Origin of the sequence: Arthrobacter sp. UCD-GKA (genome assembly GCF_001863355.1) — a bacterium.
Taxonomy (GTDB): Bacteria; Actinomycetota; Actinomycetes; order Actinomycetales; family Micrococcaceae; genus Paeniglutamicibacter.
Window position 1 is genome coordinate 12,783 of sequence record NZ_MOLR01000012.1, and the last position, 12,691, is coordinate 25,473.

Sequence of the window (12,691 nt, forward strand, 5' to 3'; positions counted from 1 at the left end):
TCCGGGAAAGCTAGCTGTTGCCTCGCTCCGCAATCTCCGCAGCTGCTTCCAAATACGAAAGGGCACCGGTGGAACTCGAATCGTACGTAATGACAGTCTGCTGGTAACTGGGAGCCTCTGAGATCCGAACGCTTCGTGGAATCAGAGCTTGGAGCACCTGGTTCGGGAAGTGTTCACGTACCTCACTGGCAACCTGTGCGGCGAGGTTCGTCCGTCCGTCGTACATGGTCAGGAGAATCGTCGAAACCGTTAGGTCCGAGTTCAAGTGCTTCTGGATCATCTCGATATTCTTCAGGAGCTGGCTCAGACCCTCCAGCGCATAGTACTCACACTGGATTGGAATCAAGACCTCACGCGCTGCCACGAACGCATTGACCGTCAGCAGTCCCAGGCTTGGCGGGCAGTCAATGAAGACATAATCCAACCGATCCATGCCGTTTGCATCCCGGTACTGGGCATATTGCTCCAGTGCTCGGCGAAGCCGTTGCTCGCGAGCAACCAGGGACACCAGCTCAATTTCGGCACCGGCCAGGTGGATCGTTGCTGGCGCGACCGTAAGGTTGTCGATGTTCGGGCAGATGGCAACAACATCAGACAAAGGCATGTCATTGATGAGCACATCGTAGATGCTGTCTACGTCCGCGTGGTGTTCGATGCCCAGCGCAGTCGAGGCATTCCCCTGCGGATCGATATCGATCACCAAGACGTTGAGTCCCGCAATGGCCAAGGCGGCAGCAATGTTCACCGTGGTGGTCGTCTTGCCGACGCCACCCTTCTGGTTGCTGACCGTCATGTAACGGGTGGTATCTGGCTTCGGCAGTTTCCTCCCGCTCAGCTTTTCGCGACGCTTATGCTCGCTGGCAAGCTGGCTAGCCAATGGAGAACTATCGTCGGTGGTATCGAAAACATTTCGCACTGTCGCAGGTTCCTTCGCCACCACTATGTCCTCCCCATCGGAATCCGTTAACTCCACGGCTTCGCTCTCATCGAGAATCGGCGCCGCGGTAAAAATTGTTTCACGTGAAACAGCTTCAACCTCAACTGAATCAATCGTTTTAGGTTGTTCTTGAGTGTTTGATGAACCAAAATTAGCGAAAAGCGCTGCAAACGGTGGAATCTTGTTAACGCTACGCTTCAAAACGGTTCTCTCTACTAACTCAACAGGTGGCTTGGAGCCACCTGATACAGCCTATCGCGATTGCGCTAGCCTACGTTGATACGCACCACGGTCGTCGGTTCGCTGAGAATGTCTTCCCCCACCGTCACGACCTCGGTCTTGGTTCCGCCCAGGCGGCGAATAACCTTGGCCGCCTTGTCCACTTCCTCGGCCGCGGAGCGCCCCTTGATGGCCAAAACGGTACCCTTGCCGTGGAGCAGCGGGATGGTGAGCCCGGCAAGGTTCGTCAAGGCCGAAACCGCGCGAGCAGTGGCGAAGTCCGCATTCACGTGCTCCACTACCTGCTCGGCACGGCCCCGCATCACGGTAACGTTCTCAAGCCCGAGGTCCTCAACAACTTCGTGCAACCAGATGCAACGACGTTCCAGCGGCTCAATCAAGGTCAGCTCGAGGTCGGCGCGGGCCAGAGCGAAGGTCAACCCCGGAAGCCCCGCGCCGCTGCCGACGTCGGCAACGTGGGCACCCTCATCGATCAGATTGGCAACGACCGCACAGTTCAAGACATGCCGCGACCACAGCCGCGGGACTTCACGAGGGCCCAACAGGCCTCGTTCCATGCCGGAGGTGGCCAGGTGCTGAACGTAGCGCTCTGCTAGCTCCAGACGGTCGCCAAACACGGTCCGGGCGGCCTGGCTCTCTTCAGCGGTAAGTTCTACTTCGTTGCTCATAGCGTGTTGTTCCTTGGTTCCGTGCTTAGGAGTCGGCGCGTGAAACGACGATGTGGCGGCGAGGGCCTTCGCCTTCGGACTCGCTGTGCATGCCCAACAACCCCACGCAATCGTGAACGAGCTTGCGTTCGTAGGCGCTCATGGGATCGAGGGCCACTTCGTCGCCGGTCGCTTCGACCTTCGCGACGGCTTCCTCAGCAATACGCTTGAGCTCGCCGGCACGTCCCTGACGGTACCCGGTGATGTCCAGGACAAGGCGTGAGCGGTTGCCCGTCGCGGTCAAGACAGCCAGTCGTGTGAGCTCCTGCAGGGAGTCCAGGACCTCGCCCTTGGAACCGATCAGGCGATGCAGGGACGCCTCGTCTTCAGGCTCCCCGGCGATTGAGATATAGGTTCGTCCACCACGGACTTCAATGTCGATGTCGCCGTCGAGATCGGCGATGTCCAGCAGTTCCTCGAGGTAGTCCGCGGCGATGTCGCCTTCTTCTTCAATGCTGCTGGCAGCATCAAGAACTTCGGTTTCCTCAGCCGGAATAGTGGTCTCAATAGCGTCACTCTGCTCAACATTGCTCATGGCTACTTCTTCTTCCTGTTCTTGCGCTGTGGCTGGACGCGCTGCACCTTTGGCTCTTCAACGATCGCTTCCGCAGCCTCCGCGTCGGCCTTCTTCTGCCCTATGGGGGGAAGGCCCTTGGCTGCGCGGCGCTCATTGAGTTCGCGCTCGGCCTGTGAACCCGGAGTCGGGTTGTTGCGAATGACGTAGTACTGCTGGGCCAAGGTCCACACGTTGGTGGCCGTCCAGTAGATCAAAACACCGATCGGGAAGTTGATGCCACCGATGCCGAATACCAGCGGCAGGATGTACAACATGATCTTCTGCTGCTGCATGAAGGGGCCTTCGAGGGCTTCCTTCGTCATGTTCTTGGACATGATCTGCTTCTGCGTAATGAACTGGGAGGCGGTCATCGCCAGGATCATCACGATGGCAACAACGATTACTGCGCCATTGATCGGTCCATCTGAATTGATGGTGCCAAGGAAGGTTTCGGAAAGCCGGGCACCGAAGATCGAAGACTGGTCGAAGCTCTTGATGTGGTCGGCCGACAGCTTGCCGACGCTTTCACCGGCGGCGCTGGCCTGGGAGGCACTGTTCAAGACGCGGAAGAGCGCGAAGAAGAACGGCATCTGGACAAGCATCGGCAAGCAGGAAGACAGCGGGTTGGTCTTGTGCTTCTTGAACAGGGCACGCTGCTCGGCAATCATCGCCTGCTGCGAGAGCTGGTCCTTCTTGCCCTTGTACTTCGCCTGGAGCTTGCGTAGATCTGGCTGAAGTGCCTGCATGGCGCGCTGAGCCTTGATCTGCTTCACGAATACAGGGATCAGTGCGGTTCGAATCAACAAAACCAGGAAGATGATGGACAGCGTCCATGTCCAACCGGAGTTGGGATCCATGCCAATGGATGTGAACAGTTCGTGGAAGGCCCAAAGGATCCACGAGACTACGTACCGAAACGGGGTCAGTATCAGGTCAAGGAAGTTCATTACCGGTCATGCTCCTCAGGCCGCGTCTGCGGCGTCTTCGTCGGCGGGAATCGGAGGATGATTCAACACCATGATCTTGGGGGTCTTGCCTTCTGGCCAAATCCGTCGGCCTTCGGGAACGTAATCGATCCCGCCATGGCTGAACGGATTACATCTTAAGACACGCCAGATGGTTAATCCGATGCCTTTGACGGCTCCATGAACCGTAACCGCTTCAAGGCCGTAAGCCGAGCAGCTGGGAAAATAGCGACAAACATCGCCGTAGATCGGCGAAATGATCCTGCGATAGACCATGAGGAAACCGATGATGAGGTTTCTGGGCATATCAATCAGGAACCAGAGGATCCCTGTTCTGGGCCTAGAATCCTTTTTCACGCTTCGCACCTGCCTTAGCAACAACCGAACCAAGCCCGGACCGGACTTGCTGGCTAAGCTCGTCCCAATCGATGTCCGCGGAACCAGGCAATGCCCGGAGCACGACATCGAGGCCGGTGGCATCCGCAGTGAACTGCGCGGCCAGTGCACGCATTCGTCGCTTGACGAGATTGCGCTGCACGGCATTGCCAACGGCCTTGGAAACGATAAAACCAAAACGGTTATTGCCTTGGGGTTCTTCAGAACGAACCCGTGCATATAGCACTACGTTCCGGCGCCCAGTGCGGGCGCCGGAACGTACAGTGGCTGTAAAGTCCTGCGAAAGGCGCAGTCGTTGATTCTTTGGCAACACGACGTCACGCGTCGAGTCTGAAAAACAAAGAACCCACGAAAACCTGCGCTATTTCAGGACAGTAGTGCTTAATGGTTATGCAGAAAGTTCGACGCGACCCTTGGCGCGGCGGGTTGCCAAAATGGCACGGCCTGCACGGGTACGCATACGAAGTCGGAAACCGTGCTTCTTGGCACGACGACGGTTATTCGGCTGAAAAGTCCGCTTGCTCACGGTAGTAACTCCAAGACGATCATGTGATGCGCCTTGCCCGTTGCTAATAAGTAGGGAAGAACAGGCCGACGCTCGTATTCAGGTGGCCCTTGTGGACTGCTCCGCGCATTCGACAATCCGAAGACTTTCAAAGGCACCTCACAGTGCCAAAAGTGCACACATAGGACTACACAACGATAGGGGTGCAAGTGAAGGTACGTCAAATTGAGCCCATTCGCGTTCCACCCGGGCCCTGTGCACTATGTGATCTTGGTTGTGGATACCGCGGTGGATAAACGCCCAAAAACCTCGAATATCTGCTCTGACGCCTTTGTCCTGGATCTCAATTTTTACTTGCAACCATGCAGATTTGCAAGCCTCTGAGAGATATCCACCTCAAGTTATCCACCGACTGTGCATAACGCTGTGGATGACCGCTAGAATCATCTAGTTGGGGTTCGGCAGTCGAGGGCCCCATTCGTCGCCCGTTTGGTCGATGTAACAGAACGAAGGGGCCTAATTGTGAGCACGGACGAGACCAACAGTGTCGGCAGTGCCTGGCGCCAGGTAGTTCGACATATCGAACAAGACGACCGTGTAACGCCCATGCAGCGTGCCTTCGCTGCCCTGGCGCAGCCCCAGGGGCTGATCGGAACAACACTCTTGCTGGCGGTCCCCAACGAATTGACCCGTGACGTTCTCCAAACCCAGCTCAAGGACCCTCTTGAACAGTCGTTGAAGCTCGTCTTCCAATCGGATATCCGGTGTGCGTTCAGCATCGACTCCGATTTGCTCCCGGAAGAAGCGCCGGCTCCCCCTGTTGAATTGCCGCCGGTTCCCAAGGCACGCATCAGCGATGTCCTCCCGCAGCCGTCCCCGCCGTCGAATTCCCAGGAGTTCGGCCGCCTGAACCCCAAGTACATTTTCGATACGTTCGTGATCGGCTCTTCCAACCGTTTCGCCCATGCCGCAGCGGTGGCAGTCGCAGAAGCCCCGGCCAAGGCCTACAACCCGTTGTTCATCTATGGCGACTCCGGCTTGGGCAAGACCCACCTGCTGCATGCCATTGGCCACTACGCCCGCCACCTTTACAACGGGATCCGGGTCCGATACGTAAATTCCGAGGAATTCACGAACGACTTCATCAACTCCATTCGTGACGACGAGGGCGCGAGCTTCAAGCAGACTTATCGAAACGTAGACATCCTGCTCATTGACGACATCCAGTTCTTGGCCAACAAGGATGCCACCCAGGAAGAGTTCTTCCACACCTTCAACGCCCTGCATAACCACAACAAACAGGTTGTCATCACCTCGGACCTCCCGCCCAAGCAGCTGTCCGGATTCGAAGACCGCATGCGCTCCCGCTTTGAATGGGGCCTGCTCACCGATATCCAGCCTCCGGAACTTGAAACCCGCATTGCCATTCTGCGAAAAAAGGCCACGGCGGAGAATCTGTCCGCCCCCGACGAGGTCATGGAGTACATAGCCTCAAAAATCTCCACCAATATCCGTGAGCTCGAGGGGGCGTTGATCCGGGTGACTGCATTTGCCTCGCTCAACAACCAAACCGTGGACATGAGCTTGGCCGAGACGGTCCTGAAGGACTTGATCACCGACGAAGGCGCCCAGGAAATCACGCCGGCGACCATCGTTGCCCAGACTGCCGAGTACTTTAATCTCACGATTGAAGAGCTCACCAGCAAATCCAGGACCCGGACCTTGGTGACCGCACGGCAGATCGCCATGTACCTCCTGCGTGAGCTGACCGATATGTCGCTGCCAAAGATCGGCCAGGAACTGGGCGGCCGCGACCACACCACCGTGATTCACGCCGATCGCAAGATCCGTGAACTCATGGCGGAACGTCGGGCCATTTTCAACCAGGTAACCGAGCTGACCAACCGAATCAAGCAGCGGCAGCGCGAAGGTTAAGGACGCCAGAATTCCGATAACCACAGGTGTGGATAAACCTGTGGATGATTAAGTGGACGACCTCGATCTTCTGCGGATAACTCCATGCTCTCCTGTGGATCCCTTAATCCACGCGGAAAGTTGTCCACCGGGGCGTGACACTGAGTGTCACCCCCAATCACATGTTGTGCACATGCATAATCGGTACGTTCCCGCGGCCGTTGACGGTTATCCACAGTATCCACAGGGGTTATTAACACTACTAACCCCTTTCTTCCTATTCATCCAGATAACAAGTCCCCTTTTGCCGCGAGCTGCCAAGATCGACCGAATGACCCTGAATTGGGCCATTCCCCTTGGAGAGTTTTGCGCAAGGACCACGGACCGTTTCCAACTGAAATTGGCATACTCCCGAATCCCTTGCTTAGACGCGGTTCCTCTCGGTTGCAGCTGCATTTCACTTTCGTACCCAGGGGCCTTCTTCCGGCATTTTTCACCCGGGCTTTCCGACAGGCGTCCARGAGATGAACTTCCGGGAATGACTCGGTTGCCGCTTCCAGCTCTGTTCATGTCTCATTGATCATCAAATGTTCTGTGCCGGCCCCAGGTTCGGACAGGGCACGCACTCCAGTTCCGCTGCGTCACAGTTGAAAACAGCGGGACCCGATTTCGTGGAAAAACCGCTTCTGGTCAGCCTGTCCTAGAGAGACCTTGCGCCTGGCTTGGAAACATTCACTTCCAAGCCGGTCCACGGCAACGTGCAGTCTTCGGATTTCTGCGGTCCCACGATGCTGCCCGGGAACGACCACCGGGATGCTTGCTCATTGATCACCAAAAACCGGTATGCTCGAAGGCTGTGCCGTAGTTCTGCCAACCAACGCAGTCGGTTCACAAAGCAAGCTTGCAAACTCACCTTGTGCCCGGAACCAGTTCCGGGTCTCGATTTTCAGGACGCTAAGCTTGCTTCAAGTCATGTACTGTCGACTTCGTCGTGAAAGGCGGAACACTTCGTGAAGTTCAGCGTTGAAAAGGATGTATTGGCCGAAGCCGTATCCTGGACCGCCCGTTCACTTTCCCAACGGCCGCCTTCCCCGGTGCTCTCAGGCATCCTGATCACCGCAACGGGCGGCACCGTTTCCCTGGCCGGGTTCGACTACGAAATCTCTGCCCACCTCGAAATTGCCGCTGATGTCGCTGCCGAGGGAACGATACTGGTTTCCGGCAAGTTGCTGGCCGAAATTTGCCGCAGCCTCCCGAACGCCACCGCGGTCATCGAGACCGACGGCACCAAGGTCACACTCACCTGCGGGCGTAGCCGATTCCACCTGGCCACGATGCCGGTGGCCGAATACCCGGAACTTCCAACGCTTCCCGAGGTGACTGGCGTTGTCGATGGCGAGGCCTTTGCCCACGCAATCAACCAGGTCATTGTTGCTGCCTCCAAGGACGACACCTTGCCGATCCTGACCGGCGTCAAGATGGAAATCGAAGACGACCTGATCACCTTCCTGGCCACCGACCGTTACCGACTGGCCATGCGCGAGGTCCACTGGAAGCCGTCGCAGTCCGGGATTTCAACTTCCGCACTGGTCAAGGCCAAGACCCTGAACGAGGTCGCCAAGACCCTGGGTTCGGCCGGCGAATTGAAGATCGCGCTGGGCGAAGGCAACGAACTCATTGGTTTCGAAAGCGGAAACCGCCGCACCACCTCGTTGCTTGTCGACGGTGACTACCCCAAGATCCGTTCGCTGTTCCCCGAGAACACGCCGATCCATGCCACGGTGCGGACCTCCGATCTCATGGAAGCGGTCCGCCGCGTAGCGGTTGTTGCCGAACGCAACACCCCGGTGCGGCTCTCCTTCACCGGCGGCCAGCTTTCGCTTGACGCCGGTACCGGCGAAGACGCCCAGGCCGAGGAATCCATCGAGGCGCAGATCGACGGCGAGGAAATCACCGTCGCCTTCAATCCCGCCTACCTGAGCGAGGGCCTGAACGCCTTCGACAGCGAATTCGTGCGCTTCTCCTTCACCAGCGCCCCCAAGCCGGCCATGATGACCGCCCAGTCTTCCCTGGACGGACAGGACAGCGACCAGTACCGGTACCTGGTCATGCCGGTGCGCCTACCAAACTTGCCCAATTAGGTTGCCTGCGGGGGAAAACACGGTTTTCTTTCCTGCCGCAACCTCGTGTTCGGCCGCTCCACGTCCGCTCCAAACGGAGCGGCCGAACACAACTTTTCTTGGCGGCTTCCACCAAGCCTTTGTCATCCGATCGACGGCATCCCGCCCGATCCCATCGCAGGACGTTTAGGTGTATATCTCACATGTCTCTCTCACCGACTTCCGCTCCTATGCGCAAGCCGATGTCGAGCTGGGACCTGGCACCAACGTCCTTGTAGGGTCCAACGGTGTCGGCAAGACCAACATCGTAGAAGCCATTGGCTACCTTGCAACGCTTTCGTCCCACCGGGTCACCAATGACGCACCGCTGCTGCGTTTCGGCACCGACCGCGCGCTGGTCCGGGCGAGGGTCCAGCGCGCCAAGCTGGTGACCACCCTCGAGGTGGAAATCACCGCCGGCAAGGCAAACCGGGCCAGGATCAACCGGGCCAACCCCGTGAGGGCGCGCGACATCCTCGGCATCGTGCGGACCGTGCTCTTCGCCCCGGAAGACCTGGCCCTGGTCAAGGGAGATCCCTCGAACCGGCGCCGTTTCCTGGATGAATTGCTCGTTACCCTGCGGCCGGGAGAGGCAGCCACCCGCGGGGACTACGAGCGCGTTTTGAAACAGCGCAACGCCCTGCTGAAATCGGCACGCGCCGGCGGCAAGCTTTCCACCGCACACGAATCCACCCTCGATGTCTGGGACACCCACCTGGCGCGGGCCGGAGCGCGAGTGCTGCGCGGGCGGCTTGAGGTGCTCAGCCTGTTGTCCCCGTACATGGGTGCCGCATACGCGTCGTTGGCCGATGCCAACAAGGAAGCCCGTGCGTACTACCAATGCACGGTGATGGCCGATTTCGATGCCGAGGACTCCCCCGCCGATGCCCCGGCCCGCGAGGACGGCACCTTCAGGGTGGCCCCGGCCGTGCTGCTTGACGCCACCGCGGAGGAACTCGAGGAAATGTTCCTCGCGGCACTGCTGAACACCCGTGACAAGGAACTCGAGCGCGGCATCACCCTGGTTGGGCCGCATCGCGACGATGTCCTGCTGACCCTGGGCAGCGCCCCGGCCAAGGGATATGCCAGCCACGGAGAGACCTGGTCGCTGGCCCTGGCCCTGCGGCTTGCCGCCTACAAGGTCATGGGCGAGGACGACCCGCGCCCCGGCGCCGGACCGATCCTGATCCTGGACGACGTCTTCGCCGAACTCGATGCCACCCGCCGCACCCGGTTGGCCTCCATCGTGGCCGGCGCCGACCAGGTGATCGTCACCGCCGCGGTCGCCTCGGACGTGCCCGAGGAGCTCGGCGGCACCTTCCTGAAGGTCAGCCCGGGAGTCGTGAGCTCGTGAGCGAGGAAAAGGACCCGCATGCCCCCGAGGCGCTGGATGCATCCCGCGCCATCCTCAACCGCATGCGCGAATCCGCAATCAGCCGCGGCGAAGCCCGGATCGACGCGGCCAAGGCCGCCAAGTTCGAGGAAAACGTCGCTGCACGCAAGGCCAAGCGGCGGGCCAGCGCCGCACCGGCGAAATACACCGACGGGCGCGACCCCCAGGAAATCGGCAACCTCTTTGGCAGGATCGTCCGTGACCGCGGCTGGAGCGCACCGGTGGCCGTGGGCTCGGTGCTCTCGCGCTGGAGCGAGCTGGTGGGCCCGCAGATTGCCGCGCACTGCAAGCCCGAGTCCTTCGAGGATTCCACCGTGGTGGTGCGCTGCGACTCCACGACCTGGGCCACCCAGATGCGCCTGCTCTCCCACGAACTGCTCAAGCATTTCGACAAGGAACTGGGCCATGGGGTGATCACCGTGATCCGGGTTCTGGGGCCGGCGGCACCCACCTGGCGGCACGGCGGACGCTCGGTCAAGGGCCGCGGTCCGCGGGACACCTACGGCTAGGAAAACCAAAACGCGTAGCTGGCCCACTGGCGCGCTCACAGCGCCCAAACCACATAGCCCCCCACTTGAGGCCGAACCAATCGCTCCTAAGTATGGTTGGCGGCCATTGGCGGCATGTTGCCGCCGGTCAATGTCCGATTGTTTTGGCGATACGCGGTAGAATTGGTACAGGCGTTTTGTCAGTGCGACAAGACGCTGGTTCATGATCGGGCACCTTCGGTGTTCGGCCTTCCACTGTTTGAGGAGTCTGTAGCACCTGTGTCTACCGATAACACCACACCCCAGGAACCAATCGATTCCGTCCAGGTCGACGAATCCCCCGCTGCCCCGCCGGCGGAAGAGCATGTCAACGGGAGGGTGGAACACACCTACGGCGCCCAGGACATCACGGTTCTTGAGGGCCTCGAAGCGGTGCGCAAGCGCCCCGGCATGTACATCGGTTCCACCTCGGCGCGCGGCCTGCACCACCTGGTCTACGAAGTCGTGGACAACTCCGTCGACGAGGCCCTGGCCGGGCACTGCGACCACATCCAGATCGCCCTGCGCGAAGACGGCGGCGTCCGCGTGGAAGACAACGGCCGCGGCATCCCCGTGGACATCCACCCCACCGAGGGCAAGCCCACCGTCGAGGTCGTCATGACCATCCTGCACGCCGGCGGCAAGTTCGGCGGCGGCGGCTACGCGGTCTCCGGCGGCCTGCACGGCGTGGGCATCTCCGTCGTCAACGCCCTCTCCTCGCGCGTGGACACCGAGATCCGCCGCCAGGGCCATGTCTGGCGCATGTCCTTCGCGGACGGCGGCAAGCCCCAGGGCACCCTCATCGAGGGCGAGGCCACCGAGGCCACCGGCACCATCCAGACGTTCTACCCGGACGCCTCGATCTTCGACACCATCGACTTCGACTTCGAGACCCTGCGCGCCCGCTTCCAGCAGATGGCCTTCCTGAACAAGGGCCTGCGCATCACCCTCACCGACGAGCGCGTGCTGGCCGAGGACGGCGACGAGATCGCCACCGACGAGGACGAAGCCAACGACGCCGCACCGAAGCACCGCGTGGTGGACTACCTCTACAAGGACGGGCTGCTGGACTACGTCAAGCACCTGAACTCCTCCAAGAAGGTCGAGCTCGTCCACGAGGACGTCATCGCCTTCGAATCCGAGGACACCTCCAAGGGCATCAGCGTCGAGGTCGCCATGCAGTGGACCAACTCGTACTCCGAGTCGGTCCACACCTACGCCAACACCATCAACACCCACGAGGGCGGCACCCACGAAGAGGGCTTCCGCGCCGCGATGACCTCGCTGATCAACCGCTACGCGCGCGAGAAGACGATCCTGCGCGAAAAGGACGAGAACCTCACCGGCGACGACATCCGCGAGGGCCTGACAGCCGTCATCTCCGTCAAGCTTGCCGAACCGCAGTTCGAGGGCCAGACCAAGACCAAGCTGGGCAACTCGATGGCCAAGGGCTTCGTCCAGGGCGTGGTCAACGACGAACTCGGCGACTGGCTCGAGCGCAACCCGAACACCGCCCGCGACATCATCCGCAAGGCCCAGCTCGCCTCCCAGGCCCGCCTGGCCGCGCGCAAGGCCCGCGACAACGCGCGCCGGAAGTCCCCGCTGGAATCCTTCGGCATGCCCGGCAAGCTCTCGGACTGCTCCTCGAAGAACCCCGCCGAGTGCGAGGTGTTCATCGTGGAGGGCGACTCCGCAGGCGGCTCGGCCAAGCGCGGACGCAACCCGCACACCCAGGCCATCCTGCCGCTGCGCGGCAAGATCCTGAACGTCGAGCGCGCCCGCCTCGACCGCGCCCTGGGCAACGCGGAGGTCCAGGCCATGATCACCGCCTTCGGCACCGGCATCGGCGAGGAATTCGACATGGCCAAGCTGCGCTACCACAAGATCGTGCTGATGGCCGATGCCGACGTCGACGGCCAGCACATCACCACGCTGCTGCTGACGCTGCTCTTCCGCTTCATGCGCCCGCTGATCGAAAACGGCTACGTGTACCTGGCGATGCCGCCGCTGTACCGCATCAAGTGGTCCAACTCCCCGCACGAATACGTGTACTCGGACAAGGAACGCGACGACGCGCTGGCCACCGGCGCCGCGAAGGCCAAGCGCCTGCCCAAGGACAACGGCATCCAGCGCTACAAGGGCCTGGGCGAGATGGACTACTCGGAACTCTGGGACACCACCATGGATCCCGAGCACCGCACGCTGCGCCAGATCACCATGGACGACGCCGCCGCCGCCGACCAGATCTTCTCCGTGCTGATGGGCGAGGACGTCGAATCGCGTCGAAACTTCATCCAGCAAAACGCCAAGGACGTGCGCTTCCTGGACATCTAGTCCAGCCCCGCCGCCGACACGCGTTTCAGACACAGACTTTTTGACTAGAGGAAGAAAT

The 12,691-nt window shown here is 60.3% G+C and carries 12 protein-coding genes; 5 read left to right on the top strand and 7 right to left on the bottom strand.

What is annotated here, in order from left to right:
- Nucleotides 1-10 precede the first annotated feature (10 nt).
- The 7 genes from BLJ79_RS18215 to rpmH all read right to left on the bottom strand — a co-directional run bounded on the left by BLJ79_RS18215 (nt 11) and on the right by rpmH (nt 4,327).
- Entirely contained in the window at nt 11-937 is a 927-nt protein-coding gene (locus BLJ79_RS18215; RefSeq protein ID WP_083411465.1) for a ParA family protein, read from the bottom strand.
- Nucleotides 938-1,203: 266 nt separating this feature from the next.
- Nucleotides 1,204-1,845, bottom strand: a complete 642-nt coding sequence (gene rsmG / locus BLJ79_RS18220) for a 16S rRNA (guanine(527)-N(7))-methyltransferase RsmG (RefSeq protein ID WP_071216205.1) — start codon at nt 1,843-1,845, stop codon at nt 1,204-1,206.
- 25 nt (nt 1,846-1,870) lie between these two features.
- Nucleotides 1,871-2,419: a Jag family protein gene (locus tag BLJ79_RS18225; protein ID WP_083411453.1), complete on the bottom strand. Its 549-nt coding sequence runs from the start codon at nt 2,417-2,419 to the stop codon at nt 1,871-1,873.
- 2 nt (nt 2,420-2,421) lie between these two features.
- The gene (gene yidC, locus BLJ79_RS18230) at nt 2,422-3,387 is read right to left on the bottom strand and encodes a membrane protein insertase YidC (protein ID WP_071216206.1); all 966 of its coding nucleotides are present in this window, start codon (nt 3,385-3,387) and stop codon (nt 2,422-2,424) included.
- 15 nt (nt 3,388-3,402) lie between these two features.
- On the bottom strand, nt 3,403-3,762 hold the full coding sequence (gene yidD, locus BLJ79_RS22620; protein ID WP_175475535.1) for a membrane protein insertion efficiency factor YidD: 360 nt from the start codon (nt 3,760-3,762) through the stop codon (nt 3,403-3,405).
- A complete protein-coding gene (gene rnpA / locus BLJ79_RS22625) occupies nt 3,746-4,114 on the bottom strand; it encodes a ribonuclease P protein component (protein WP_083411455.1) in 369 nt (122 codons plus the stop codon). Before rnpA ends, yidD begins: the two co-directional genes overlap by 17 nt.
- A 75-nt stretch (nt 4,115-4,189) precedes the next feature.
- Nucleotides 4,190-4,327 (bottom strand): 50S ribosomal protein L34, encoded by a 138-nt coding sequence (gene rpmH, locus BLJ79_RS22630; protein ID WP_083411456.1) that lies wholly within the window; start codon nt 4,325-4,327, stop codon nt 4,190-4,192.
- A gap of 501 nt (nt 4,328-4,828) precedes the next feature.
- Between rpmH and dnaA the strand changes: the two genes are divergently transcribed.
- From dnaA to gyrB, 5 genes are all read left to right on the top strand, one after another.
- Nucleotides 4,829-6,241, top strand: coding sequence for a chromosomal replication initiator protein DnaA (gene dnaA / locus BLJ79_RS18240; RefSeq protein ID WP_071216208.1), 1,413 nt, complete (start codon nt 4,829-4,831; stop codon nt 6,239-6,241).
- A gap of 989 nt (nt 6,242-7,230) precedes the next feature.
- A complete protein-coding gene (gene dnaN, locus BLJ79_RS18245) occupies nt 7,231-8,361 on the top strand; it encodes a DNA polymerase III subunit beta (RefSeq protein WP_071216209.1) in 1,131 nt (376 codons plus the stop codon).
- A gap of 169 nt (nt 8,362-8,530) precedes the next feature.
- Nucleotides 8,531-9,733 carry a DNA replication/repair protein RecF gene (gene recF / locus BLJ79_RS18250; RefSeq protein ID WP_071216210.1) on the top strand — a complete coding sequence of 401 codons (1,203 nt, stop codon included), beginning with the start codon at nt 8,531-8,533 and terminating at the stop codon, nt 9,731-9,733.
- Nucleotides 9,730-10,281: a DciA family protein gene (locus BLJ79_RS18255; protein WP_071216211.1), complete on the top strand. Its 552-nt coding sequence runs from the start codon at nt 9,730-9,732 to the stop codon at nt 10,279-10,281. Before recF ends, BLJ79_RS18255 begins: the two co-directional genes overlap by 4 nt.
- 258 nt (nt 10,282-10,539) lie before the next feature.
- Nucleotides 10,540-12,633 carry a DNA topoisomerase (ATP-hydrolyzing) subunit B gene (gyrB, locus tag BLJ79_RS18260; RefSeq protein WP_071216212.1) on the top strand — a complete coding sequence of 698 codons (2,094 nt, stop codon included), beginning with the start codon at nt 10,540-10,542 and terminating at the stop codon, nt 12,631-12,633.
- The last annotated feature ends 58 nt before the right edge of the window (nt 12,634-12,691 follow it).

Bases quoted from the DNA above. Each gene is read 5' to 3' on its own strand.
- BLJ79_RS18225 (WP_083411453.1), bottom strand. From the start codon at position 2,419: ATGAGCAATGTTGAGCAGAGTGACGCTATTGAGACCACTATTCCGGCT.
- rsmG (WP_071216205.1), bottom strand. From the start codon at position 1,845: ATGAGCAACGAAGTAGAACTTACCGCTGAAGAGAGCCAGGCCGCCCGG.
- yidC (WP_071216206.1), bottom strand. From the start codon at position 3,387: ATGAACTTCCTTGACCTGATACTGACCCCGTTTCGGTACGTAGTCTCG.